The 24,121-nt window shown below is 60.0% G+C and carries 24 protein-coding genes and 1 pseudogene; 4 read left to right on the top strand and 21 right to left on the bottom strand.

Going from position 1 to position 24,121, the window contains the following annotated elements:
• Positions 1-94: 94 nt before the first annotated feature.
• Positions 95-904 (top strand): alpha/beta hydrolase, encoded by an 810-nt coding sequence (locus J7557_RS19235; protein ID WP_291421685.1) that lies wholly within the window; start codon positions 95-97, stop codon positions 902-904.
• Positions 905-1,079: 175 nt separating this feature from the next.
• Here J7557_RS19235 and J7557_RS21530 read toward each other — a convergent pair.
• From J7557_RS21530 to J7557_RS19195, 7 genes and pseudogenes are all read right to left on the bottom strand, one after another.
• A pseudogene (locus J7557_RS21530) lies at positions 1,080-1,799 on the bottom strand (alpha/beta hydrolase); the annotation flags it as partial.
• A gap of 456 nt (positions 1,800-2,255) precedes the next feature.
• Positions 2,256-3,479 carry an MFS transporter gene (locus J7557_RS19220; protein ID WP_291421679.1) on the bottom strand — a complete coding sequence of 408 codons (1,224 nt, stop codon included), beginning with the start codon at positions 3,477-3,479 and terminating at the stop codon, positions 2,256-2,258.
• A gap of 120 nt (positions 3,480-3,599) precedes the next feature.
• The gene (gene arsH, locus J7557_RS19215; RefSeq protein ID WP_291421677.1) at positions 3,600-4,343 is read right to left on the bottom strand and encodes an arsenical resistance protein ArsH; all 744 of its coding nucleotides are present in this window, start codon (positions 4,341-4,343) and stop codon (positions 3,600-3,602) included.
• The gene (arsC, locus tag J7557_RS19210) at positions 4,300-4,722 is read right to left on the bottom strand and encodes an arsenate reductase (glutaredoxin) (RefSeq protein ID WP_291421676.1); all 423 of its coding nucleotides are present in this window, start codon (positions 4,720-4,722) and stop codon (positions 4,300-4,302) included. Before arsC ends, arsH begins: the two co-directional genes overlap by 44 nt.
• A complete protein-coding gene (locus J7557_RS19205; RefSeq protein ID WP_291421674.1) occupies positions 4,719-5,414 on the bottom strand; it encodes an MIP/aquaporin family protein in 696 nt (231 codons plus the stop codon). Before J7557_RS19205 ends, arsC begins: the two co-directional genes overlap by 4 nt.
• Entirely contained in the window at positions 5,411-5,941 is a 531-nt protein-coding gene (locus J7557_RS19200) for an arsenate reductase ArsC (protein ID WP_291421672.1), read from the bottom strand. The genes J7557_RS19205 and J7557_RS19200 overlap by 4 nt, the downstream gene beginning before the upstream one ends.
• Positions 5,931-6,305 carry a helix-turn-helix transcriptional regulator gene (locus J7557_RS19195; RefSeq protein WP_291421670.1) on the bottom strand — a complete coding sequence of 125 codons (375 nt, stop codon included), beginning with the start codon at positions 6,303-6,305 and terminating at the stop codon, positions 5,931-5,933. Before J7557_RS19195 ends, J7557_RS19200 begins: the two co-directional genes overlap by 11 nt.
• A 41-nt stretch (positions 6,306-6,346) precedes the next feature.
• Here J7557_RS19195 and J7557_RS19190 point away from each other — a divergent pair, with 41 nt between their 5' ends.
• Positions 6,347-6,859, top strand: a complete 513-nt coding sequence (locus tag J7557_RS19190) for a DUF6428 family protein (protein ID WP_291421668.1) — start codon at positions 6,347-6,349, stop codon at positions 6,857-6,859.
• Positions 6,860-7,004: 145 nt separating this feature from the next.
• Here J7557_RS19190 and J7557_RS19185 read toward each other — a convergent pair whose 3' ends face one another.
• From J7557_RS19185 to J7557_RS19125, 13 genes are all read right to left on the bottom strand, one after another.
• Complete coding sequence (locus J7557_RS19185; protein ID WP_367272915.1) at positions 7,005-7,580, bottom strand: GNAT family N-acetyltransferase; 576 nt, start codon at positions 7,578-7,580, stop codon at positions 7,005-7,007.
• Positions 7,567-8,658, bottom strand: coding sequence for a HAMP domain-containing sensor histidine kinase (locus tag J7557_RS19180; protein WP_291421664.1), 1,092 nt, complete (start codon positions 8,656-8,658; stop codon positions 7,567-7,569). Before J7557_RS19180 ends, J7557_RS19185 begins: the two co-directional genes overlap by 14 nt.
• Complete coding sequence (locus tag J7557_RS19175) at positions 8,651-9,334, bottom strand: response regulator (RefSeq protein ID WP_291421662.1); 684 nt, start codon at positions 9,332-9,334, stop codon at positions 8,651-8,653. Before J7557_RS19175 ends, J7557_RS19180 begins: the two co-directional genes overlap by 8 nt.
• A gap of 30 nt (positions 9,335-9,364) precedes the next feature.
• Positions 9,365-11,140 carry an ABC transporter ATP-binding protein gene (locus J7557_RS19170; RefSeq protein ID WP_291421660.1) on the bottom strand — a complete coding sequence of 592 codons (1,776 nt, stop codon included), beginning with the start codon at positions 11,138-11,140 and terminating at the stop codon, positions 9,365-9,367.
• Complete coding sequence (locus tag J7557_RS19165) at positions 11,133-14,270, bottom strand: multidrug efflux RND transporter permease subunit (protein WP_291421658.1); 3,138 nt, start codon at positions 14,268-14,270, stop codon at positions 11,133-11,135. The genes J7557_RS19170 and J7557_RS19165 overlap by 8 nt, the downstream gene beginning before the upstream one ends.
• 14 nt (positions 14,271-14,284) lie before the next feature.
• Positions 14,285-15,463: an efflux RND transporter periplasmic adaptor subunit gene (locus J7557_RS19160; RefSeq protein WP_291421656.1), complete on the bottom strand. Its 1,179-nt coding sequence runs from the start codon at positions 15,461-15,463 to the stop codon at positions 14,285-14,287.
• 29 nt (positions 15,464-15,492) lie between these two features.
• Entirely contained in the window at positions 15,493-16,848 is a 1,356-nt protein-coding gene (locus J7557_RS19155; RefSeq protein ID WP_291421654.1) for an efflux transporter outer membrane subunit, read from the bottom strand.
• 252 nt (positions 16,849-17,100) lie between these two features.
• On the bottom strand, positions 17,101-17,544 hold the full coding sequence (locus tag J7557_RS19150) for a hypothetical protein (protein ID WP_291421652.1): 444 nt from the start codon (positions 17,542-17,544) through the stop codon (positions 17,101-17,103).
• Complete coding sequence (locus tag J7557_RS19145; protein ID WP_291421650.1) at positions 17,541-17,984, bottom strand: cytochrome c; 444 nt, start codon at positions 17,982-17,984, stop codon at positions 17,541-17,543. Before J7557_RS19145 ends, J7557_RS19150 begins: the two co-directional genes overlap by 4 nt.
• Entirely contained in the window at positions 17,981-18,520 is a 540-nt protein-coding gene (locus tag J7557_RS19140) for a methylamine dehydrogenase light chain (RefSeq protein ID WP_288430915.1), read from the bottom strand. Before J7557_RS19140 ends, J7557_RS19145 begins: the two co-directional genes overlap by 4 nt.
• A 27-nt stretch (positions 18,521-18,547) precedes the next feature.
• Positions 18,548-19,147, bottom strand: a complete 600-nt coding sequence (gene mauD, locus J7557_RS19135; RefSeq protein WP_291421646.1) for a methylamine dehydrogenase accessory protein MauD — start codon at positions 19,145-19,147, stop codon at positions 18,548-18,550.
• 22 nt (positions 19,148-19,169) lie between these two features.
• A complete protein-coding gene (locus tag J7557_RS19130) occupies positions 19,170-19,703 on the bottom strand; it encodes a MauE/DoxX family redox-associated membrane protein (protein WP_291421644.1) in 534 nt (177 codons plus the stop codon).
• Complete coding sequence (locus J7557_RS19125) at positions 19,700-20,863, bottom strand: amine dehydrogenase large subunit (protein WP_291421642.1); 1,164 nt, start codon at positions 20,861-20,863, stop codon at positions 19,700-19,702. The genes J7557_RS19130 and J7557_RS19125 overlap by 4 nt, the downstream gene beginning before the upstream one ends.
• A gap of 155 nt (positions 20,864-21,018) precedes the next feature.
• Between J7557_RS19125 and J7557_RS19120 the strand changes: the two genes are divergently transcribed.
• Positions 21,019-21,945 (top strand): helix-turn-helix domain-containing protein, encoded by a 927-nt coding sequence (locus J7557_RS19120; protein WP_291421640.1) that lies wholly within the window; start codon positions 21,019-21,021, stop codon positions 21,943-21,945.
• Between the two features lie 102 nt (positions 21,946-22,047).
• Positions 22,048-22,413 (top strand): substrate-binding domain-containing protein, encoded by a 366-nt coding sequence (locus J7557_RS21525; RefSeq protein ID WP_367272914.1) that lies wholly within the window; start codon positions 22,048-22,050, stop codon positions 22,411-22,413.
• 191 nt (positions 22,414-22,604) lie between these two features.
• On the opposite strand, the gene J7557_RS19115 is transcribed toward J7557_RS21525, so the two are convergent.
• Complete coding sequence (locus J7557_RS19115) at positions 22,605-23,972, bottom strand: type II toxin-antitoxin system HipA family toxin (protein ID WP_291421638.1); 1,368 nt, start codon at positions 23,970-23,972, stop codon at positions 22,605-22,607.
• Positions 23,973-24,121: the final 149 nt, after the last annotated feature.

Below are 24,121 nucleotides of genomic sequence, written 5' to 3'. Positions count from 1 at the left end.
CCGCGGCGCTTTTCTTTTTTGTACTGGCGGCACTCCGGAACTGACGCTGGGACCACCCGTTGGGACTTTAGGTGTTTGATCTTGGGAGCCCGAAATGGCTGAGAATGTTGGTTTGCATATCGAAGATTTTGGCGGCTCAGGTCGCCCTGTTGTTCTGATCCACGGCTGGCCACTATCGGGAGAGGCTTGGGAAAAGCAGATTCCGGCACTCACAGGGGCGGGCTTCCGACCCATCACCTATGACCGGCGAGGGTTTGGACAGTCAGACAAACCCAGTGATGGGTTCGATTACGATACCCTGGCGGCAGATCTGTCAGCCATTCTTGACCAGAAAGATCTGAAGAATGTGACGCTGGTCGGCTTCTCGATGGGTGGCGGCGAGGTTGCGCGTTACATTCCAAAGTTCGGTCAGGATCGGTTGCATTCGATAGTCTTTGCCGCCGCCATACCGCCTTACCTGATGAAGGGCCCGGACAATCCGGAGGGGCCGTTGACCAAGGAGGCCGCTAACGAAATGTCCGATAGCCTCAAGGCCGACCGCACCAAGTTCTTTGATGGCTTCACCACGAACTTCTTCTCGGCAAACGGCGTCTTGAAAGTCTCCGAAGAGGATCGCCAGAAGGCCATTGCGCTGTGTCATCAGTCTGACCAGACCGCAGCCTTGGGGTGCATGGAAGCCTTCGGCACCACCGATTTCCGCGATGACCTGAAGGCCATCAACATCCCCACACTAGTGCTGCATGGTGACGCAGATGCCATTGTGCCTCTCGAAGGCTCAGGCAGCCGTACACACAAGGCAATTGCTGGAAGTGAACTCCATATCCTTGCAGGGGCGCCTCACGGCTGCAATGTCAGCCACGACGTCGAATTCAACTCGAGGCTGATCGAATTTCTCAGGAAATAGCTATGAGTGGCGCGCCAATTGGGCAACCCGACCTATGCCAGTGCGTTACATCTGCATACTGACTATGCACACTTAGAAAATTTCATTTCGGCCCGGCGCATTGCGTCGGGCCTATTTGTTTGGGCGGCAGGCCGAAGCCGCCAAATACGCCCCCTTGGATTGACCAAAACTAGCATTAGGCAAGGTGTAGGGCCAAAAACGCCGCAACATCGGACAGGACTGGCGCGACGTGCCGACCCGGGCGGCTCAGCGCCAGCAAGGTCTGAGCATGTCCGAGCTCGGAATAGTGGATTTCATCCACTTGTACGCCGGCTAGGCGCAGCAGATTGGACAGCGCCACGGTGTTCCGCGGATAGACCAGCCGATCCTTATCGCCCGTCCCCAACAGCATGGATGGCGCTGCGTTTGTCACGTGCTGAACGGGCTGCGTATCCTGGGGATCAATCACCCCGCCAAATGTGCGTCGGCTGATTTTTCCATCGAATGGGTAGAAGTCATAGGGGCCCGATAGTCCGACGACACACCGAATGCGGTCGCTTGGCTTTGACGTGATACGATAGCTTGGGTGAAGGGCCAGCATCACCGCATTATAGGCTCCGGCAGAATGCCCCATCAGGGCGGTTCGAGGGGTCTCCCCCATAGTCCGAGATGTTTGCGGTCACCCACTTCATCGCCGTGAGGCCATCGTCGAGGAAGCTGGGATATTCAACCTCAGGCAACAATCGATAGTCCGCGATTACGGTGACGTAGCCGAGGGCCGCTATCGCTCTGCCAACGAAATCGTAGTTGTGGCGGTCGCCGTCGCTCCATGAGCCTCCATAGATGAAGAATACGACCGGCAATGGTTTCGAGACGTCGCGAGGGGCGTATATATCCAGCTGTTGGCGAGGCTCATTTCCAAAAGCGATGTCCCGCGCCACCTTTTGCGACCCGCGATCCTTCGGCGTGAATGCATTAAAAACCTGAAGTAACGACAACACCACTACCGCCCTGACCAAACGAGGCAGCAACGTTGGTAGGCAGAAAAATGTTTCGTCCAGATCGAACACGTTCCGATCGTTCGGAAGGGTCGCGGAAGCATCCGAGCGTCAGCACCTCGGAAGAAAATCGCACCCCATGTTCTGGTCCGCCCTGTGGCGTAAATCGCCTGGCGCACTAATACCGCAGAGGCCCGAATTTAGAGCGGCGGCTTTCGGGCAATCGGAATTCCTACGAGAATGACCGAGATGGGGTCGGAATCTCACGATAAACGTAGACTTCACGACACAATCGCGGTTGAGCCCCCCACCGCTAGACTACATCACATTGAGCGACGTCCCTCTGTAGACCACGTACATCGCCCTGAGTGCTGTCAACTTTCCCTGAGCTTCGATGTGGTGGCTGTAGCGAGCCAGAATGCGATCACCATCAACACGGACAGCGCCACCACACATGTCATGGTGCCGGCATAGTTGCCGGTAGCGCTCCAGAGAGCCGCTGCGCCCAGCGGAGCCAGCGCTCTGGAAACCGTCATCGGCACGACCAGCGCTCCATTGATCGCGCCGTAGCTCTCTCGGCTGACCATTTCGGGAATGGCGATGCCACGAACGATCGTCATGATTCCATTGGAAGCGCCGTACACCAGAGCTGCGGCACCAACGATGAGGATTTCCGCCGGCGCCCATGCGAACATCGCCATTGCGACTGGAAACCCGATCACCACTATAGAGCCGATCCGTCGTCCGGACGCCTGTTTGCCAAAGGCCATGACGAAGATGCGCCCTGCCACCTGCGCTGGGCCGATAATCGTCATGGCCGCGACAACAGCGTATTCGCTGAAGCCGCGCTCGAGCATCATCGGGTAAAAGTGCAGCAGCAAAGCCGAGAAGCTGGCCGTGTAGGCTGTGAACGATATGGCGAGCCACCAGAACACGGGGTTCTTCAATGCTTCGCTGAGATGCGACCTGGACGCCTGTTCCGCAGCCGGCGCCGGTCGCGGCGCGTCCTGGGATGGATCGATGACAGAGAAATAGACCGTCGCACAGAGGAGAATGTTGACGGCGGCCAGAACCTCGAGCGCGCCACGCCAGCCGAATTGGTCGAGCAGGATCTGAACCACCGGCACGAAGACAGTGCTGGCGAACCCACCCCACAATGTCAGCGCGGTGATGCCATTGCGAGCATGGAGAGGCCCTGCCCTGCGCGCGACGACGGCGAAGGCTGGCTCATATAGGGTTGCTGCCTGGAGTGCACCCACGCCGGCCGATCCGATATAGAACAGGACGATGTTGTCGGTGAGCGCCCAAAGCACCAGCAGCAGGCCGGCGAGCACCGACGCCCCGGCCATGACCAGCCTCCCCTGCCCCCGGTCGATTGCCTGGCCGATCGGGATCGCGAGCATGGCGGACAGAAGCGCACCCAGAGTGGCGGATCCGTAGATCAGGGTCTTGTCCCAACCGAGGTCTGTTTCCATCGCTGTCGCAATGAGGGGAAACGAATAGTAGAGCGAACCCCAGGAGGCGATCTGAGCTACGCCGAGCCCGGTTATGAACCAGGATTTTCCCGAGACGGGCGCCGGAGCAGCTAAGTCTGTCATGATGCTAAGAGCGGCGGAGGCCGACTCTCTCCTGGGATTTCGGGCTATTAGCCAGCGTGAAATGACGGTCTGATTACAAAGACTGGATTGCTCGACCTGGTATCACTGAGGTTTCCTTCATCAGATCGCCTTGAGGCTGACCCGCTCTTCGAGTTTGACCGCCTCTTCCTTGCGCTCGCTGTACCGAGACGTGAGGTAGCCCGCGACGCTGCGATTGATCAGGGTGAATTTGACCAGCTCCTCCATCACGTCGACGACGCGGTCATAGTAGCTCGACGGCTTCATCCTGCCGGCTTCATCGAATTCCTGCCACGCCTTGGCGACGCTGGACTGATTGGGGATGGTGACCATCCGCATCCAGCGGCCGAGGATGCGCATCTGGTTGAGAGCATTGAAGCTCTGCGACCCGCCGGAGACCTGCATCAGCGCCAGTGTGCGCCCCTGCGTCGGCCGGATGGCGCCGCCAGGCAGCGGAATCCAGTCGATCTGAGATTTCAGAACCGCTGACATGGCGCCATGGCGCTCAGGACTGGTCCAAACCTGGCCCTCGGACCACAGCATGGCTTCACGGAGCTCCTGGACCTTGGGGTGATCATCGGGAGCATCATTCGGTAGCGGCAGCCCGTTGGCGTGGAAAATGCGCACCTCGGCGCCGAAGCTCTCAAGGAGATGCTGCGCCTCGAAGGTCAGCAATCTCGAGTACGACCGCTCCCGCAGAGAACCGTACAACATCAAGATGCGCGGCTTGTGCGTGGGTGCTGAGGGAACAAGGCGGGTAAAGTCCGGTACTTCGAAAGCGGCCGGCACGATATTGGGTAGATCAGACAATACGCTTTCCTTCGGCGTCGATAACGACCTCGCCATCCTCCTTGGTGAAGGGGCCGATATTGGGGTTTTCGAGGATATCGAGGACCACTTCAGATGGTCGGCAGAGTTTGGTGCCCAAGGGCGTCACGACGAATGGACGATTGAGCAAAACCGGGTGCTGACCGATCGCGTCGAGTAGCTCGTCGTCGGACTTATCCGGATCTCCGAGAGCCAGAGCGTCAAATGGAGTGTCCTTCTGGCGCAGCGCCTGACGCACTGTCAGCCCCGCATCGGCAATGATCTTGATGACCCTGGCGCGATCTGGTGGCGTCACAAGATACTCGATGACAGTCGGCTCTACGCCGGACTGCCGGATCATGTCGAGCGTGTTGCGAGACGTGCCGCAGCTGGGGTTGTGATAGATTGTAACGCTCACGAGCGATCCTCTGGATTGATGGGGAGATTGCTGCCGCCAATGCCGGCGAGCAGCCAGGACATCAAGGCTGCTGCCAACAACGCCCCGACGAGTTGGGCTGGGATAAAACCGATCAGATCGATCGGACGAATGCCGGCGAAGGTGTCGCTGAAGGCACGAGCGATCGCGACCGCAGGGTTTGCGAAGGACGTCGACGCCGTGAACCAGTAGGCCGCGGTAATGTAGAGGCCAACGAGCATCGGCACCGATTTGCGCTCGAACCGAATGCCCGCCAGGATCACTGCCACAAGACCGAAGGTTGCCACCCCTTCGGAGAGCCATTGCGCTTCGCCGGTGCGAACCTTGCCCGAGAGCTGGAGAATGGGCTGGGCGAACATGGCGTGGGCTACGAATGACCCCAGGGTTCCACCAACGATCTGGGCGATGACATAGGTGCCGGCATCACGCCACGGCAGCTCGCGCCGCAAGGCGAACACCGCGGTCACGGCCGGGTTGAAATGCGCACCAGAAATCGGCCCAAGCGTGCTGATCAGCACGACGAGAATGGCGCCGGTGGCGATGGTATTGGCGAGTAATGCCAGCGCGACATCGGTGGTGAGGGTCTCGGCCATGATGCCGGAACCCACGACTGTCGCGACCAGAAGCCCGGTACCGAGTGTTTCGGCTGCCAGGCGGCGGGATAAGTCGATCATGCGGCCCCGGCGGACTTCGAGGTGCTGCCTTCCATGGCGCCGATACCGCGGAGCTTGGAAGTCAGCGCCATGCGGTCGATGCTTTCGAGCGGCAGGCTCATGAAGGCGGCCACGCGATTGCGGAGATAGGTCAGCGCGTCTTCGAAAGCTGCCTGCTGCTTGAAATAGGGGCCTGCGACCGCGGCGGGGTCTTCGATACCCCAGTGTGCTGTCATGGGCTGGCCGGGCCAGACAGGGCAGGCTTCGCCGGCGGCGTTGTCGCAGACTGTAAAGACGAAATCCATCTTCGGGGCGTCGGCGGTAGCAAATTCGTCCCAGGGCTTGGACCGCAGGCCGTCAATGGAAATGCCTGCATTCCGCAGGGTCTGCAAGGTCAGCGGATGGACTTCGCCCTTAGGCATCGATCCGGCAGAAAAGCCGCGGAAACGACCATTGCCGACGTGATTGATCAGGGCCTCGCCCAGGATCGAGCGGGCAGAGTTTCCGGTGCACAGGAACAGGACGTTGTAGACGTGATCAGCAGGCACAGGCGGTCTCCTTGGCGTTGGCAGGGGTGCAGCATTCAGCGGCGACGCTCGCGGCGGGCAGGCAGACTTCCGGATGGCCCGAGCAGCAGTCGCGCATGAGGAACTCGACCAGACCCGCGAGGCCCTCGAAATTGGCGCTGTAGATGATTGATCGGCTTTCGCGCCGGGACTGGATCAGGCCAGCGCGCTCCAGGTGGGCAAGATGGAACGAGGCGCTAGACGAGGAAGCATCAACGGCCTCGCCGACGGCGCCTGCCGCCATGCCCTCGGGCCCTGCCTGCACCAGGACGCGCACCATTCTCAGCCGGGTTTCCTGGCTGAGGGCGCCGAATGCGTTCAGGGCTTGCGATTCTTCGAGTTTCATCTCAATATCTCAATGAATGTTGAAACAATGGATAGCCCAACATGAAGGCGCACGCAACTGCCCCGTATATCGAAGTGGAATCCACGCTTGGCGCCATCCTCGCGGGGCTCGCAGACCACAGCGAGAAGACCCTGGCGATCATTTACGGCGGCCGGGAGGTACAGTCGGGCTACCATGTCACCGAGGTGAAGGCCGGTTCTTTCGTGACCCTTGATTGCGGCGGCAATCCCGACGCCTGGCAGGAGACGGTGCTGCAGGTGGAAGACATTCCGTCTGAAGGAAAGCCACAGATGACCGCCGGAAAGCTCGCGGCGATCCTGGCCCGGGTCGACAAGAAGGTGCGTCTCGACCACGACGCTCGCCTGACAATCGAGATCGGGCAGCCGGGCGAATCGATGCGTGTTTTCGACGTGGCGAACCTGTCGATCACCTCCAATCGGGCTGTGTTGACGCTTGGGGTTCGCGCTGCGATCTGCAAGCCGCGTCATCGCGCTGATAAGGCGGTCGCGACCTCATGCTGCGCATCGTCCGGCGACGCAGGCGGTTGCTGCTGACCGTCATAACGCCTGAGGAAGGTCCGGTTTCAGGGTGTTTTCGCCAACGCGCCAATGTTTGGAATGGGGTCCGGCAGGAGACCGGCGTCATCGGGGTGGAAGCCGGCCGTCTGCCTTTGATTCCGGTTGGGTAGAAGCGGACGTTTCAGGCCGCGTTAGGTCGATCCCATTCGTGTCGGAGGATCGCGTATTGCATCGTGTTCTCGTAGATCGGATTGCCGTCCGCGTCGTCTTGAAAGGTCACATACTCGAGAAAGACGCCCTCCGCCCGCATGCCCAGTTTCTCACATAGCCGCCGCGAAGGCGTATTGTGGTCTTCGACATAGGCATAGAGGCGCCGCATGCCTTGATTGGCAAAGAGGTCGGCGCACAAGGCACGTGCGGCCTCCAATGCATAGCCCTGCCCGCCAAAATTTGGATTGAAATTCCATCCGATGGAAGCCGTGTCTGGCCTTTCATCCGCGCCTTCTGGCCACTTTGGATCCGGATGGACAAACAGATCTCCGATAAGCTGGCCGGATGCTTTTAGACAGACCGCGATGAACTCCTCGCCCTCTGAGCGTTTAACCGCCTCTTCTCTAGCGGCGGTGAGGTCAGCGAGCTTCAGCGAAAAGAAGCAGCTGGCAGTGGGCGCTTTTAGATAAGCAAACAGCGCTTCCGCATCGCTTGCTTGAAACCGTCTTAGAGCCAACCGATCAATCTGCAGACTATACAAAGCCATTTTCCATTGTGAACCTAGCCTTTGGCGCCGGCAAAGTGACCGTGAAGCGCGCGCCATGACCGGGTAGATTCTCACTGCGCACTTGGCCGTCATGGGCATGGGCAATGGCTCTGACGACTGACAGCCCCAAGCCACTGCCGCCCTTGTCGCGCGCTCTCGACTCCTCGTCCCGCCAGAAGGGCTCGAATGCATTCCTCAGTGCTTCGGGCGACAGGCCCCGACCACTGTCGGTGACGGTCAACACGGCATGTCCATGCTCCACCTTTGTTGAGATGGATAAGGGCTTACCAGGAGCGTAACGCATGGCGTTGTCGATGAGAGCCAGTACGACTTGGTGGAGTCTTGCAGGATCGGCAGCAACGGGCGCTGGTTCGAGGTCGAGATGAAGGGTGATCGATTTTGTGCGCAGCGCATCGGCGGAAAGATTGGTCGCGGCATGCACGATGGCTGCAAGGTCCGTATCGATCACAGAGAGTTCGAGCGTACCCGCATTGAATAGGCCAAGCGTGCGCAGGTCCTCAACGATCCGTGTCATGCCGTCGACCTGACCGATCAGCAGCGAAACCAGATCGTCATCGAGGGTAAAAACGCCATCGGCGACACCCTGCAAGCGGCCCTTGAGAATGGTCAAAGGCGTCCGCAATTCGTGGGCCGCGGCAGAATTTGAGTATCGGAGTTCAGCTTCGGCGCGTTCGAGGCGTTCGGCCATGGCGTTAAAATCCTCGACGAGCCTGGCAGATTCGCCAAAGCCCTTGATGTGGGGATTGGCGCGAGCGCTGAGATCGCCGGCAGCGACGGCCCGAATGGCGCGTGCGACTTCAAGGAGAGGCACAACAATCCGCCGGGAAAGCCAGACGCCTCCAAAGGCGGCGATGGGAAGAACGATCGCCAGCGTCAGCAGCAAATAGCTCCAATCGATCCACGACCAGAAAGTCTCTGTTTCCGAGACCTGCGGAAAGAGGCGCTGGACGAGGTCGAAATAGGTCGGAAAGCCGAGATAAGCGACGAGAGCGCCAGCGACGGCGAGCGCTATGGCGATTAAGACGATCTGCAGCGCAGTCCCGACCTGTCTAGCCATTTGGCGTATCCAGACGATAGCCAACGCCGCGGATGCCGGTGATCAGATCGGGCAATCCTGCAGCGCCAAGCTTGCGCCGGAGGTTGCTCATATGGCTATCGACAGTGCGGTTCATAGCCTCGCCTTCGGGCAGGCAAGCATCTATCAGTTCGCTGCGCTCGAAAACACGGTTGGGGGAGCGGGCCATATGTTCGAGAAGTCGATACTCGGTGCGCGTGAGTCCCAAAATGCCGGTGCCGACATGGACGGTCATGGCGTCGCTATCTATGCTGAGCGGCCCGAGCCGCAGGACCGAAGTCGACCGGCCACCTTGGCTGCGCCGCAGAATGGCGCGTGCGCGCGCCACGACTTCCAAAGGGTTGAACGGCTTGACCACATAATCGTCGGCGCCAAGCCGCAGCGCCTGGAGCTTGTCGAGATCTTCGGCCAGGGCCGTGACCATGATGACGGGTGTGTCATCGACATTGCGCAAGGCAGCCAGCGTTTCGAAGCCATCCATCTTCGGCATCTTGACATCCAGAACCACAAGATCTGGCTTGAGGCGCTGGTGGTGCGACAGGCCTATGAGTGGATCGGTAGCGCTGACGGTGCGATAGCCGTCGCGCTCGAAATAGGCCTGCAGGATGCGGACGATTTCGATGTCGTCTTCGATGATGAGAATGAGCTGATTGGTCATGGCGTCGATCCAATTTGCGAGGACATGAGGTCAGCCGATCGTGGCCAGTTGGCGATAGCGCCCATTCGCGGCAATGAGCTGATCATGGCTTCCCATTTCGACGATGCGTCCTTCTTCCAAGACTACAATCTGGTCCGCATGGCGTACGGTCGAAAGACGATGAGCGATCGACACCACCGTACGATTGTGACGCGAGGCAAGCGCTGCCGATAGAGCATTTTCGGTCTGCGGGTCGAGGGCGCTTGTGGCTTCGTCGAGCAAAAGGACGCGGGGATTGCGCAGGATGGTCCGAGCCAGCGACAGCCTTTGCCGCTCGCCGCCGGAAAACTGATAGCCGCGTTCCCCAACCTCGGTCGCAGTGCCCTTGGGCAAGGTGGCGACCTTTTCCCAAAGCTGTGCCAGTTTGAGTGCTTCCCCGATTTCGTCCGCAGAGGCATCGGGCTTGGCGAACCGCAGGTTCTCTTCGATGCTGGCATTGAGGAGGAACGGATCCTGCGTGACGACGCCGAGGATGTGGGAGAGGGTTTCAAAGCTGAAATCCCTGAGGTCGATACCATCCAGCGTCACCCGCCCGCTGTCGGGATCGTAAAGACGCGCCAGCAGATAGCCCAGCGTGCTCTTGCCCGAGCCCGTGCTTCCCACGATGGCGGTGTGCGTGCCGGCCGGTATACGAAAGGCAACGTGATCAAGGGTCTGCCGCTCGGACGCCGGATAGGAGAAGGAGACGTCTTCGAAGACGATTTCTCCGCGAGCGGCTTTTGCGTCGACTTCAACGGGATTTGCGGGCTCGACCAGCGTTGGCTTGGTGTCCAGGGTGGCGAAAACCCGTGTCAGCAAGGCGCGCGCCTTGCGCAGTTCGACGCGGGCCTCGAACAATTCGAGCATGGGCCAGAGCAACTGCTCCTGCAGTGCGATCAGCGCGACCAGGGTACCTATCGAGACACCAAAACCCTGGGCCAGCATCAGCCCGCCGATGAGAAAGGTCAGCGCCGGCAGGATGTCGAGCGCAAACATGATGATGGCGATTTCCCACTGCCCGGCCGTGTGGGACCGGAGTTCCAGCCGCGCGACATCCGATGACGTCTGGCGGAAAAGGCGGACGAGGTGATGGGCCCGGCCCATGGTGCGACCGAGAATGAACCCGCCGGCTGAGAGTGATTCCGTGACCGTTGCCGACATGTCGGCAATCCGCTCCTGTTGCTCGAACGTGATGCGCTCGCGCAGTGCCGCAACGCGGTTGTTGAGCCAGAGCAGGATCGGCATAAAGCCGAGCGAGGCAAGCGCCAGGCGCCAGTCGAGGAGCACCATGGCGACGACGGTTGTCAGCACGACGCTGACATTGCGGGCGACGTCCGTCGCGGTATTGGTGAACAGCGATTGGAGCCCGGCAATGTCGCTCGACATGCGCGATTGCACCTCGCCGGTTCGCGCGGTAGCGAAAAAGGCGAGAGAGAGCGATTGCAGGTGCTCATAGAGCCTCACGCGCAATTCATGCATGAGCTGCTGGCCGATATGGGTCGACACATAGGCCTGCAATACGCCCGCGATGGCCGACAACACGGCAATGCCGATAAGACCGCTGCAGAGCCAGACCAGGAGCGTGGCATTGCGGGCCGGCAGAGCATCGTCGATAATGCCGCGCATCATGAACGGTGCCGTTGCCCCCGCTATGCCGGCGATGACGATGAGGCCAAGGACGATCAGAAGCGCCCTGATATGGGGACGGAAGAGAGCGAGCACACGCCGCCAGGGCGTGTGCTGCTGGGCCGAGGCCTCGTAGTCTGCGAAGTCGTCGAGGTCATGCATGGGTGGAACTCGCAGGTGGGAGGTCGGCAGTTTCGGAGGCGGTCTTCCGCTTGCGGCCGAAGATCGACATCACGACGAAGTAGAATACCGGCACGAAGATCAGCGCGAAGATCGTGGCCGCAATGACGCCACCCAGGACGCCGGTTCCGAGGGCTTTCTGGGTTTCGGCGCTGGCGCCATGGGCATGAACGAGGGGCGTGACCCCGAGGGCGAAGGCAAGCGAGGTCATGACGATCGGCCTGATGCGCAGCCGCCCGGCCTCGACGATCGCATCACGCAATGCCCATCCTTCGGCAAGCTTTGCCTTGGCGAATTCGACGATGAGGATGGCGTTCTTGGCAGAAAGCCCAATAACGGTGATGAGGCCGACCTTGAAGAAGACGTCATTAGACTGTCCACCCAGTTGCACCGCAGCGACCGAACCGATGATCCCAAGTGGCACCATCATCATGACCGACAGCGGCACGGTCCAGCTCTCGTAAAGCGCGGCAAGGACCAGGAAGACCACCAGCATCGAAATTGCGATCAGCATGGGCATCTGCGCACCCGACTGACGCTCCTGCAGTGACTCGCCGGTCCATTCGATGCCAAAGCCTTCCGGCAATTGCTGGACGAGACGTTCGACCTCAGCCATGGCATCGCCATTGGCCACTCCCGGCGCACCCTCACCCTGAAGGGAATTGGCGAGATAGCCGTTGTGCCGGGAAATCTGCGCGGGGGCACTATTCCACTTGGCCGTCACGACTTCGCTCAGCGAGACCATGCCGCCCTTGTCGTTACGCACGAAGAGCTTCAGTACATCGTCGACATTCATGCGATAGCGCGCATCTGCCTGGACGATAACCTGTTGCAGTTTACCGCCATTGGAAAAGTCACCCACATAACTCGAAGTGATAGCCGTCGCGAGCGTATCGCTGATCGACTGGAACGCGACGCCGAGGGCGTGTGCCTTGTTGCGGTCGATCTCGAGCTCGACATTGGGACCATTGGGCAGGCTGTTTTGATAAAGGCTTGCGAGCTTGGTCGACTTGCCGGCAAGAGCCAGTAACTGGTTCTGGGCTGCGGTGAGCGCGTCGAGCCCCTTGCCGCCACGATCCTGCAGCACGAAGCTGAAGCCCGACCCGCCACCGAGTTCTTCAATTGGCGCCGGCAGCGACACCATGACCGACCCCTCGGGAATATCGGCCATAGCCGCCGTCATGGCAGCGACTTCTTCACTGGCTGGCAGATGGGCACGGTCTTTCCAATCCTTGAGTGTCACGAAGGCCATGGCTGCATTCGACCCCGACCCCATGAAGCTGAAGCCGTTGATCAGGAGGTTTTCCTGTGTCGCCTCGCGTTTCAATACCTCGGTATTGAATAGGCTCGTCACCTTATCGGTACGCTCCTGCGTCGCTCCGGCCGGCAACGTGATCGACACTGTGTAATTGCCCTGGTCTTCGTCGGGCATGAAAGCGGATGGGATCTGCGGGAACCAGAAAACGAGGGCACCGACGAGAACCGCATAGAGCGCCATCATTCGTCCGCCACGGCGCAGGAGGCCGCCGACGGTCCTGCCATAGCCACGCGTGACCTTGTCGACACCCTTGTCAAAGAGCGCGAAGGGCGGCCACTTCTTCTTATGATGGTCGACAGGCTTGAGGATCGTTGCGCAGAGCGCTGGGGTCAGTGTGAGGGCGAGGAACGCAGAGAAGAGGATCGACACCGACATCGACAGGGTGAACTGGCGATAGATGGCGCCCACCGAACCGCTGGCAAGACCCATGGGAATGAAGACGGCGACAAGCACAGCAGTAATGCCGATCACTGCACCCGTAATTTCCTTCATCGCTTTTCGAGTGGCGTCCCTGGGTGAGAGACCTTCGGTCGCCATGATGCGCTCGACGTTTTCAACTACGACAATGGCATCGTCGACGATGATGCCGATCGCCAGGACCATGCCGAACATGGTGAGCACGTTGATCGAATAGCCCGTCAACTGCATGACCGCGAACGTACCAAGCAGCGCCACCGGCGCAACGATGGCCGGGATGAGCGTGTAGCGGACGTTCTGCAGGAATACGAACATGACCGCAAAGACGAGCGCCATGGCCTCGAGCAGGGTATAGATCACCTTCTCGATCGACACCTTGATGAAAGGGGAGGTGTCGAAGGGAAGCGCATAGGACATGCCTTCAGGCATTGACAGCTTGAGTTCGGCGAGGCGCGCCTTGACGGCATCGGCCGTCGCAACGGCATTTGCGCCGGGCGAGAGCTGAATGGCGGCGCCGGTTGCCTGGTTGCCATTCTGCTGCATGGAAAAGCCGGTGGTCTGAGCGCCGATTTCAACGCGCGCGACATCGCTCAGCAGGACTGTGGCGCCGTTGCGCTCGCCCTTGATGGCAATCCTGCCAAATTCGTCGGTCGTCGTGAGATCGCTGCGCACGGTCAGGGGTACGGTGATGGTCTGCCCCGGCACGGTCGGGCCTGAGCCAAGTTGCCCCGGCGCGATCTGGAGGTTCTGCCCCTGGATGGCCGCGGTGACATCAGCAAAGCTGAGGCCCAACATTTCGAGCTTCAGGGGATCGACCCAGATGCGCATGGCTTTTTCGGTGCCGAAAGACTGCAGCCGACCCACGCCCTTGATGCGCTTGAGTTCGGGGACGATGTATTTGGCGAGATAATCCTCAAGATCGAGCGCGGAGAAGCGTTTGCCCTCCGAGGTGAGGGTAACGATCGCCAGGAAGCCCGATGTTGCAGATTCAACGGTCAGACCGCTCTGGCGCACCAAGGCCGGCAAGCGCGGTTCAACGCCCTTCAAACGGTTCTGAACATCCACCATCGCCAGCTCGGGGTCGGTTCCCGGGGCGAATGTCAGCGTGATATTGGCGCCGCCGGTGCTATCGGCCGAAGAGCCGAAAAAGAGCAGATTCTTGACGCCGGTGAGCTCGCGCTCGATCGGGATAACGACACCCTCATTGACGGTCTGCGCCGAGGCACCGGGATAGCTTGCCGAGACACTGACGCTTGGCGGCGCGATGGAAGGAAAACGCGCAACGGGAAGCTGCGGGATGGCGATGACGCCGAACAACACGATGAACGCAGCCACCACCCACGCAAAGACGGGGCGATCGATAAAAAACTGGGGCATTTGGTTCGCCTGAACTAGTGGGTTGCGGCCGGCTCGGCCGTCGGGGCCGCAGCAGCAGGTTGGGTGCCGAAAGGAATGGTCCGAACAGGTCCTGCCGTTGAAAGCTTGTCCTGGCCCTCGACGACGATGCTGTCGCCGGCCTTGAGACCGCCCGTCACGATGTAGCGGCCTTCGACCAGCTCACCCAGCGTCACGGTCACAGGCGTTGCCGTGCCGTCGGCGACCACGAAAACGCTGGGCATGCCCAAGGTATCGCGAATGACAGCCTGCTGTGGCACGCTGATAGCGTCGGGATAGGTGCCGCGGGGCACGCGGGCCCTGACATACATGCCCGGCAACAGCCGGCGGTCGGCATTTTCGGCCTGAGCCCGCAGGCGCACATTGCCGGTGCCCTCATCGACGCTGATGTCGGAGAAAAGCGCCTTGGCCGCGATCACACCATCTTCGCCTTCGCCGGCAAGAATTTCGATCGGGATCGTGCCCGGTTCCTTGAGCTGGCCGCTTTTGGCAAGACTGCGCAGATGCTCAAGACGCGAAGCAGGCTGGCGAATATCGATATGGACGCTGCCGATCTGCTGGATCGTCGCAAGGCTTGTCGTGCTGGTTGCTTCAGCGAGTGTGCCTTCGCCAACCATTGCTGCTCCGATCTGCCCGTCGATCGGCGCCTTGATCGTCGCAAGGTCAAGCGAGAGATTTGCCTTCTTGAGCGCGGCCTCGGCCTGGGCAACATCGGCTGCGCCCTGCGCACGCTGGGAACTGGCAAGATCATAGGCTTGGTCGCTGATATTGTTGCTAGCCTTGAGCACATCGGCGCGCTCGAACTCTGCCGTCGTCTGCTCGAAGACGGCACGAGCCTTCTGGAGCGTGGCCTCTGCGCTGGCGACATCTGCCGCATAGCTCGTGGAATCGAGCGCAAAGAGCGCCTGTCCCTTTTTGACTTCGGTGCCCTCCTGGAAGAGCCGATTGACGACGAGACCACTGACCTGCGCACGTACCTCCGCAGTGCGGAAAGCCGAAACGCGCGCCGGCAGTTCGTCCCAGACCGTGATGGAACTGGCTTCGAGTTGGGCAACTGAAACAAGGGGCGCCTGTTCTTCTGTGGTCGCAGCCGTCTGCTGCTGCGAGCTTGAGCAGGCTGCAAGAGCTGTTGCGATTAGGATTATCGGCAGGAAACGAAATTTCGAAGAGATCATCTTGCTTCTCGGAAATCAGGGTGCTGCGGTCAGCGTGCCGCTGGGAGTGCGACGGAAGGTGAACCGCCTAGCACGCGAAAAATCTGGACTTCGGTGACCAATTGCTCGAGCCGATTGGCCGACAGCGCCCGATTTGCCGCCCGGCTTCGCTCCTGTGCGTCGAGCCAGACCCGCAGGGCAACAGAACCGGCGCGGTAACGCTCTTCCGTCAGTTTTTCTGCCGACTGTGCGGCTTCGAGCGCAGCCCTTAAGCGTTGCGACTTCTGGTTCAGAGTCGTGCGCGCGCTGAGCGCCGTGCCCGTGTCACTGAAGGCCGTCAGCAGCGCCGAGCGGAATTCGGTGACGGCAAGCTGATAATCAACCTCCGAGACCTTCACCCGCAATTCACCATCCCGGAAATTGAGGAATGGCAGCGCAAGCCCGGCGCCAAGCGTAGCAATTGGATTGGAGAGAATTTGGAGAAGGTCGGTACTCGCCGAGCCGAGATTGCCGGTCAGGGTAATCTGCGGATAAAGGCTTGCTTTGGTGCCGTCGACATTGCGCAAAGCCGCCCGCAGCCGCAATTCTGCAGCGCGCAGGTCCGGACGGCGCGCGAGCAGATCTGCCGGCAAACCGGCGGTGATCTGCACCGGCGTGCGTCGCGGCAATTGCTGCGGCTCGGCTACGGGATTGGCAACCCCATTGAGCAAGACACCAAGCGCGTTGCGCAGCACGACGCGGTTCTGCTCGATATCGGAGAGCGAAGCGGCCTGGCTTTCGACCGTCTGCCGTATCTCGGCCAGTTCCAGTTCAGTGGCTGCACCCGCTGCTGTCTGGCTCTTGATGAGGTCCTCGACCTGACGCGCAATCTCGAGCGAAGCGCGGGCTGCGCTCAGATCCTGGTTCGTATAAGCGAGGCGCCAATAGGTCTCGACGGTCGAGGCGATGACCGTGGTCCGCGCCGCCTCCACATCCTCGGCTGACGCGGCTGCTTGCAACGCCGCCATATCCTTGCTGCTGACCAAGCGGCCCCAGAGATCGACCTCGTAAGACGCCCCCAGTCCGAGACTGAAATTGCTGCTGGCAGCGCTTGTATCGGTCAGCGGCACATTGCCTTGCGCATTCCCCGTCCCGCTCAATTGAGGAAGCCTTGCAACCCCAGCCAGATCCGCCTGCAACAGCGCCTTGCGCACGCGCAGGTTCGCCGCGAACAGATCGTTGTTGTTGGCAAGAACCGTCTCGACAAGCTGGTCGAGTTTGGGATCACCAAAGCTGCGCCACCACTGCACGGCAGCGACCGGGTTGGAAATCCCTGCACTATCGGTCCAGGCCGACGTATTCGGCAGTGCCGGTCGGACATATTGCGTGGTGAGGCTCGAGCAGCCCGCCAGCAAAACGGCAGGCAAGACAATTGCAATTCGGAAGGAGGACATCACTAAACCAGACGCTCATGAACACGACCGGCATCCGGCCCAAGGTTCAGTCATCAGGTCTTTGTGCAGCAATCATCGAGGAATGGTGCAGATTGCGTGCAAATGGTGGCCATAGATATTCTGCGGCACCTGAAAAAGCACTTTCGGTCAGCAACTAGGGCGGAGAAGCGATCGTCGCCCCTCCCTAACATTCCAAAGCCCATGGAAGCTTTTGCAAAGTTGTCTCTATGGCCAGGGGTAGTCGGCGACGGGATAGCCTTGGGCGCTCAAATCATGAGCGAGTTTCCGGCGATAGGATACGACATTGCCGACGTCTTCATTCATGAGCTCGGCGACCTCTTCCGCCGTAAATGGCTGGTACGTTTCGGGCAACGACTCCCCGGCAAAGGTTTCCATGATATAATTGAGCAGTTCGGCCAATTCATTGTCGCTGAGACCGGAATTGACGACGCCAGGGACATGCAGGAGATAGCGTCTCGTGTCGGGGTTGTGCGTGAAGACGCCGACCTTTCCCACGAAGTCAGGGATGCCCGCCGAAGGCAAACCCGTGCCGTCCTGAAGATGACATCCCAGGCAGCGCAGCACGTAGTTGACGGACGCCGAGCGCTCGCCAGCCAGTGCCGGCGCAGTCGAAAGCAAAAGAACCGACAGGATGACGCGCCCGATCATTGGATAGCCTCCTTGCGGATGGCGCGAAGATCGGCATGGGAGGGCGGCGATTGACGTGCCGCCGCAAGGGTCTCGTCTGAGACCTCGAGTGTCAGGCCATTGAGATCGTTAAGGACGTAATCCGCTACCGCCTTGAGTTCTTCATCGGTCATCCAATCCTGCGGCGGCATGGCAAGACCGATGAACTTTTGTCCGCCGGCGGTGATGGTGCCTGTCAACCCGCCGATCATGACACCAGCGATATAATCGGAACTGCGCGGTCCCAAGCCCGACCATAGCGCCTTGTCGGTCAGGGGCGGTGCAAGGCCTGCCTGGCCTGCGCCCTCAAGTTGGTGGCAGCCGCTGCAACTGTCGACAAAGAGGGCCTTGCCGGTCTCGTCGGCAGTTGCTGGCGCTCCGGAGAGCGTCAGCAACAGGAGGGAAATATGCGCAAGCCTCATTCGGCAAGACCCACGACGATAGCGACGGTGCAGTGAATGCCCTTGTTATCATTGGCCTGGCACCAGCTCGACTCGCTCGCAAGCCCCATCAGATAGCCAGGGCGGTCGCCTTCCTGGCGCGAGCAGCCTTCGCCACAACCGCCGCCCTTGCCACAGCAGTCGTTGTAGGAAACGAGGTAATCCTTGTCGTCATTGGGGTTGCGGCAGGTGCCGACCCAGGCAACCTTTGACGGCTGGGTACCCGGCGGACACTGCGTGACCGATCCGCCGCACTGGCTGCAAAGCGAACCATGCAGCGAGCAATACCGCCAGTATTCACAGTCTTCGGGCAGCTCATCAGGCTCGCCGAGACCTCGTGCATAGGCGACGCCATTTGAATTGTCATAGGGCAGCATCGGCAGGACCACGCCGCCGACCAGCGCCCAGCCGGCCTTTTGCAGGAAGCTGCGGCGCCCAGCGCGATGGGCGATGTTTCGGGCCCTCGTTTCGGCCGCTCCATCCATCCAGGTGAAGAAATTTTCCAAGAGTTTAGCCATGGCGGCTCTCCTAAATGCGTTCGGGAACTAGTGCTGAACCGCTGGCTGCTGATCGATATAGGACTGGATCGAGGCGACCTTCATGTCATAGGCGTTGAAGAGGCTGTCGAACTGCTCGCGGCTGTTGATCAGGCCCTTGGCGCGAATGGTCCCGTGCTGATCGAAAAGCACGGCATAGGGCAGGCGCGCGACGCGATAGGCGAGACCCAATTCGGTCGAGACCACGTAGGGATAGTCTCCGAGCTTGGCCGTTTCGATAAAGCGCTCGTGTTGCGCCTTCTGGCCATCGCTGGCGAGAACCACATCGAGCCAGCGCGATTCCGCTTTGCGAACGGAGTCGATGATTGGCAATAGTTTTTTACAAACCGGGCAAGTCGGCGACAGGAAGAAGACCAGCGTCGCCTTGCCTGGCTTGGGCCCAATATTGACGGTGCCACCGGTGAGGCTGGCAAGGCTGAAGAGTGGGGTCATCTGGCCCACTTCCGGACCGGAATCGTTGACGAGTGCGCCCATGGGCGAAACGCGATCAAAAAGGATGCCCACCTGCCGGCCGAGGGCGAGCAGCCCGATTGTCAGCGCCACCACGAGCACGAAAAGCACGGCGATTGCGAAATAGACGAGTGTCATGACGTTGGTCTCCGAAGCGGCGTCAGCGCGTGAGCCGGGCGGTTGAAGCATTGGCGAGGATTTGCTCGATGAGGAGGAACCCCATCCAGAGTGCGAAGCCGGAAGCGATGGCCGCCATTGCATCGGGCGCACTCATCGGGCCAAGCGGGAGGAGGATCGCTGCCAGTCCCAGCGCGGAAAGCGCCGTATTGCGGCCGACCAGCGACCATGACAATGGCTGGGCAGCTCCACCGCAACCACACTCAATGGTGAAGCGGCCTCTACTGAGGTTGACGGCCATAGCCGAGGCATAGGCAACCAGCATGAAAAAGGCTAGACCGAGCCCGAACACCCTGCCCTGCGGCAGCAATTGAACCACGACGACAGCGAGTTCGACGCCGACAATGGCCCAGGACGCGGGAATGACGAGCCGCTCGGGCAAAAGCTTGTAGTCCGCGACAAATCCGGTGAATTCGGTGAATTCTTCCAACTTGTGCCAGGCCGCCCGCGCGAAGATCAGGCTGATGAAGGCGGTAAGACCGGCAGCAACGAGGGAGTTGAGACTGGCGCCGCTCATTGCCGTGCCGCCAAGGTCGTGGTGAAGCCCTTGGTGGCGTTTTCGGCGACCGGCTTTGCGGCAAACTTGGCCTCCGGATCCACCTCGAACTTGACGACCTTGCCGCCGCCGATATCAAGGCCGAACAGGGTTGGCACCTCTTCATCCGTGGTGATGACGGATGTGATGCCCTCGACCGGCGTGCGGTAAAGCAGTTTCTTATTCTCTAGGTCGTAGGCCCAGATTTCCTCGGCATCATGGTAATGCGAGCCATCATGCCGACCGGATGCCATTGGAACAAAGAGAATTCCGTTCGGCTCGTTATAGCTGACGACGGTATAGCCCGATGTCCCCCAATCGCCCTCGACACTCTCGGCAATCGGCGTGGCCGATACCGCCTTGATGATACCCCCGGCATCGGACAGGCGATGGACGACGCCCTTGTAGGAAATGAAAAGCAGGTCGGCACCTGCACGATCAAATGACAGGTAGATGGGGTCTTCTTCGGGATCGAAGATCGTGTCGCTCTTTTGGGATTCGAACGTCGCGCCATCGGCGCTCAGCGTCATTGTCGTGAACGTGCCGTCGCCGCAAATGGTGGAATAGGCATGGCCCTTCAGGCTCGGATAAATGCCGAAGCAGCCTGGAGACGGGACCTCCTGCACCACTTCGCCCTTTTCAAGATCGACCACCGTCACTGATGTCGCGGGCGTCGCGTTCTGGACGTAGAGGTACTTCTCGTCGGCACTAAGCTGCATCAGCGATGCATCGTCTGTATATTGGGACACCTTGACCGGAAGCTGGACTTCCTTGGTGAGGCTTGCCGTATCGGTATCGAAGATGCGCAATACGTGCTCGGCAGTGCCTGAGCTGAGGCGGCTATAGTAGCCCGAGACGATATAGACCGTCTTGCCATCAGCTGAGATCGCGAAATGACTCTGCGCGCCCGCGTCGGCAGTTCCGACCACACGCAGATCGTCCGCTGAGTAAAAGCGCACGACGCTCGGCCCGCCGCCCCAGTTCTGAACGTTGACGAACACCTTGGGGCCAGGGTCGACCATTTCCTTGGCCGTAAGAGTTTCGGGAACAAAGGGCTCTTCCTGCGCCTGAGCTAGGTTTGGCACCGCCAGCTGTAGCGCCAGCACGGCCGAGCAGGTCAAAAGCGAAAATCTGTTGGCCATTGCCATCTCCAATCTCGTGGAGGTGGCAGATCATCAGCTAGCGCCGATCACGGAAATCCGAATCCGAAAATAGTTTTGCTCATTTTTTGCGCATAAAATGTTGTTGCTCCATTTTTATGCGGCGGCTAGGACTCGCCTAACGAAGGTTAAAAACGATGCCCGCCCTACCATCCTTTTCAATTTCCGCCTTCGCGGACGCCTCAGAGCAGGAACATGGCCTTATCGGCTGGGATCAGCGCTACACGCAGATCAGCTCCGGCCGCTTCGAAGGTACAGTGACGCGCCTCGACTTTGGCCGCGTCAGCATCAGCGAGGAACGCCTGAATGTCAGTGTGGCGGAGGTCACGGCCCCACCGCGCGGCAAGGTCGTTCTCGTGCTCCCGGCGCCGGCCGAGGACAGTCGCATCAATGGAAACAGGCGCGAGGGTCCCGGCTTCCTGCATCTGGGTGGGCATGAAATCAATGTGCTCACCGCACCGAATACCCAAGGCTATTACGTCACGCTAGACGAACACGACTTGCCAACGCTCGACAAGCGCAAGACTGGACCGCTCTGCAGTATTGAAGCCTATCCCGGAGCTTACGAGCTTGGCGCCTGGATCACGTCCATCATGTCCGTGGCGCCCGAAAACCTGCAAAGATCGCCACGCGAACTGGGTGCGGCACTGCCTGAACACATCATCGACCGGATTTCGGACCTTTGCACGTTCCTGTCCAGCACCAACCGCAAGTCCCTGACGGAAAGCTATGCACATGCAGTGGTGCGAAAGGCTCGCCGTATCATCGCGGCGAGATCGCAAAGCCAGCTGACCGTTACCGAACTCGCCCAGGCCATTGACCTGCCGGAACACGTCGTGCGATCAGCCTTTATGCAGGCGGTTGGGGTCAGCCCGCTTGTCTGGCTGCGTCAGCACCGCCTCGACCGAGTCCGCCGCGCCCTGCTCAAGCCCGAAGAAGCACGCAAGGGCGTTGCCCAGATTGCCATGGAGAACGGCTTCTTCCACCTCGGCCGTTTTGCCGCCTATTACACTCAGACGTTTCACGAACTGCCGGTGGACACCATCCGGAGCGTGATCGGCTAGGCGATGATGCCTTGAACGTGTCAATCGGCGCGGAAGGCGTCACCGTAGTCCATCGCGAACTCGGATACCGGGAGGAGATGGCAAAGCTGGGGATGTGCAAGAATGTCCAAGTCGTCAGCGCCGCCATGGACGCCACCGACATCCGAAGCACTGCCCCTTCGGCTTCTCAGCGGGCGGCGCCGGCCGCGCGCTGTGTTCTGCTGGACCGATTATGTCGCCTTCGAGGTTATTGGCGTTGCTAAGGAGCTGGGGCTATCGGTGTCCGAGGACGTTGCATTTGTCGGATACGACAATACCCATTATTGCGCGCTACCCCAACATAGCCTGACGAGCGTCGGCCAGCCAGGCCAGCTCCAAGGGATGCAGGCCACCCGGCTTTTGCTCGAGCGCATCGAGGGCCGTAAGGCCCCTGAGCATTTTGCCATCGAGCCTATACAAGTGGTTCGAGATTGTAGCTTGGGCTCCTAGGCGCCTGAATGAGAACACCAGAATACGCGGATCTCTCTGATCACGAGACACGTCACGCGTGTCTGCTTTTCGCCAAAGGACACAATGCGCCTAATGACCGCAACGGGGTCGGGAGGCGCCATCAAGCATCCCTTGAGTTACTCTCGTTCACGCTTCAACCGCAGGCTCGGGTCGCGCGACGTCGAGAACACTCAAGCGCCAGCGTGTGTGTTTCTCAAAACTGCAGCCTTCAGCTCTTCACGAACTGGCCCTTGCAGCTGGCCGAAAGCCAAAACAATGTTCTCGGCCGCACCTGCCATCGCGATTTCCTCGGTAGCGCGCGCTGTTAATTCCAAAGCATCTGAAATGACGCTTTTGGCACGAGACGGACGCAAGCCAAAGTGCGTACCCAGCTCTGCCAGCTTAGCACCAAACCCCTCCGGGATTTTCGACCTGAAGAACCGCAATCCTCCAAAGCTAATGGCCGTCAGGTTATCATCGCCAGAGCCGTAAAGGCGCATGGGGGCTGGGTCGTAGACCGGCGACAATCTAGCTTGGCCCCGACCACCCAGAATTGAGGTGTTCTTCAAGTGCAGGTCGCCGTTGCAGATCAAAAACGAGAGCACGATGCGTGAAAACATCGACGCCCCGTCTGCGCCTGGATCTGCACTCATGCCGGTCCGCGGCGACATGAGTGCCTGAGACACCTGCAAGAAATTTGGTTCCGTCTTGAATGCGTCGGTGAACGGTGTTTCGAAAATCTTGCGGTTCAGGATTTTGAGAGCGCCGTACAGGGATTCGCACGGCACAGGACGTCCCTCTATTCGGTCAAAACGCGTCGTGGCGAGGATCTGATTGCCATAGTCATCATGGAGCAAGACGCGGGCAGGCACTGGTAGGCCGAAACGCTCATGAACTCCGTATGCCCAGTCCTCAAGGACAAGAATGTCCTGGTACTTGCCCGGGCCGGCCTTCTCGAACTTGATCAGCGCGTCTACCGGTTGGCCAGTCTCGGGCCACACCATGCGATGTAGCAGCTTTGGCATTGCTCCGCCTGGGGAGGGCGCTTGCCCAACGATCTTGAGGAGTTCTCGGAGCGGAATCGGGTCCAACGGGTTGTCGAGAGTCTGCGTAGCGAGGTGAACCAGGTCGCTGGTTCTTAAATCGACCGGCGCTGCTGGTGCGTCACGGTCATACCATCGGCTGGCTTCGCCATCGGAAACGAAGACATCCAAATGGCCGATTGAACCATGACCGATTGCCGTCAGTAAGCGCCACTCTTTGCTTGGCGTTTCCCGCCGTAGACCAAGTCGATCGGCGCCGATGCGGTATTGAAGGTTGTCATTTCGTATTGGAGGAACCAACGGCATCAGCGCCGGATGCAGTGCCTCCTCGATGTCGCCCTGCCACTCCAAGCGCTGTCCCGCGACGCTGCTTGGATACACGACACTGACGCCAGGCAAATCAGCAGAATCTGCATCAAGCTCCAGAAGGGTCTTCTGACCATCTTGTACAACCGTTCCTAGTCGCCGGGGGTGGCCCGTCGTTTTGGTCCACACCACCGCAGGGCCCAGACTCAAGACGAGACCTGCGTGGTTGAATCAACCAAGCTGTTGATTTCCGCCGAGAAGTGACCCGGGTTTTCCATTGAGAAGTGACCCGCCTGTTAGTTTTGTTTTGGGTCGGTTGCTGTGGTCAAGGGTCTAGGTTTCTCCTTTGTTTTTGGCGG

This window comes from Devosia sp. (assembly GCF_017744655.1).
Classification (GTDB): domain Bacteria; phylum Pseudomonadota; class Alphaproteobacteria; order Rhizobiales; family Devosiaceae; genus Devosia.
Note: the sequence above shows the minus strand (reverse complement) of the source record. Positions and strands in the feature narration are given on the sequence as shown.

Excerpts from the sequence above, each read along its gene's own strand:
- J7557_RS19190 (WP_291421668.1), top strand. The coding sequence starts at position 6,347 with ATGAAGGCGCACGCAACTGCCCCGTATATCGAAGTGGAATCCACGCTT.
- J7557_RS19205 (WP_291421674.1), bottom strand. The coding sequence starts at position 5,414 with ATGATCGACTTATCCCGCCGCCTGGCAGCCGAAACACTCGGTACCGGG.
- J7557_RS19170 (WP_291421660.1), bottom strand. The coding sequence starts at position 11,140 with ATGCATGACCTCGACGACTTCGCAGACTACGAGGCCTCGGCCCAGCAG.
- J7557_RS19180 (WP_291421664.1), bottom strand. The coding sequence starts at position 8,658 with ATGGCTAGACAGGTCGGGACTGCGCTGCAGATCGTCTTAATCGCCATA.
- J7557_RS19175 (WP_291421662.1), bottom strand. The coding sequence starts at position 9,334 with ATGACCAATCAGCTCATTCTCATCATCGAAGACGACATCGAAATCGTC.
- J7557_RS19195 (WP_291421670.1), bottom strand. The coding sequence starts at position 6,305 with ATGAAACTCGAAGAATCGCAAGCCCTGAACGCATTCGGCGCCCTCAGC.
- J7557_RS19165 (WP_291421658.1), bottom strand. The coding sequence starts at position 14,270 with ATGCCCCAGTTTTTTATCGATCGCCCCGTCTTTGCGTGGGTGGTGGCT.
- J7557_RS19235 (WP_291421685.1), top strand. The coding sequence starts at position 95 with ATGGCTGAGAATGTTGGTTTGCATATCGAAGATTTTGGCGGCTCAGGT.
- J7557_RS19140 (WP_288430915.1), bottom strand. The coding sequence starts at position 18,520 with ATGGCTAAACTCTTGGAAAATTTCTTCACCTGGATGGATGGAGCGGCC.
- J7557_RS19145 (WP_291421650.1), bottom strand. The coding sequence starts at position 17,984 with ATGAGGCTTGCGCATATTTCCCTCCTGTTGCTGACGCTCTCCGGAGCG.
- J7557_RS19130 (WP_291421644.1), bottom strand. The coding sequence starts at position 19,703 with ATGAGCGGCGCCAGTCTCAACTCCCTCGTTGCTGCCGGTCTTACCGCC.
- J7557_RS19185 (WP_367272915.1), bottom strand. The coding sequence starts at position 7,580 with ATGGCTTTGTATAGTCTGCAGATTGATCGGTTGGCTCTAAGACGGTTT.
- J7557_RS19150 (WP_291421652.1), bottom strand. The coding sequence starts at position 17,544 with ATGATCGGGCGCGTCATCCTGTCGGTTCTTTTGCTTTCGACTGCGCCG.
- mauD (WP_291421646.1), bottom strand. The coding sequence starts at position 19,147 with ATGACACTCGTCTATTTCGCAATCGCCGTGCTTTTCGTGCTCGTGGTG.
- J7557_RS19120 (WP_291421640.1), top strand. The coding sequence starts at position 21,019 with ATGCCCGCCCTACCATCCTTTTCAATTTCCGCCTTCGCGGACGCCTCA.
- arsH (WP_291421677.1), bottom strand. The coding sequence starts at position 4,343 with ATGGCGAGGTCGTTATCGACGCCGAAGGAAAGCGTATTGTCTGATCTA.
- J7557_RS21525 (WP_367272914.1), top strand. The coding sequence starts at position 22,048 with ATGTCCAAGTCGTCAGCGCCGCCATGGACGCCACCGACATCCGAAGCA.
- J7557_RS19160 (WP_291421656.1), bottom strand. The coding sequence starts at position 15,463 with ATGATCTCTTCGAAATTTCGTTTCCTGCCGATAATCCTAATCGCAACA.
- J7557_RS19220 (WP_291421679.1), bottom strand. The coding sequence starts at position 3,479 with ATGACAGACTTAGCTGCTCCGGCGCCCGTCTCGGGAAAATCCTGGTTC.
- J7557_RS19125 (WP_291421642.1), bottom strand. The coding sequence starts at position 20,863 with ATGGCCAACAGATTTTCGCTTTTGACCTGCTCGGCCGTGCTGGCGCTA.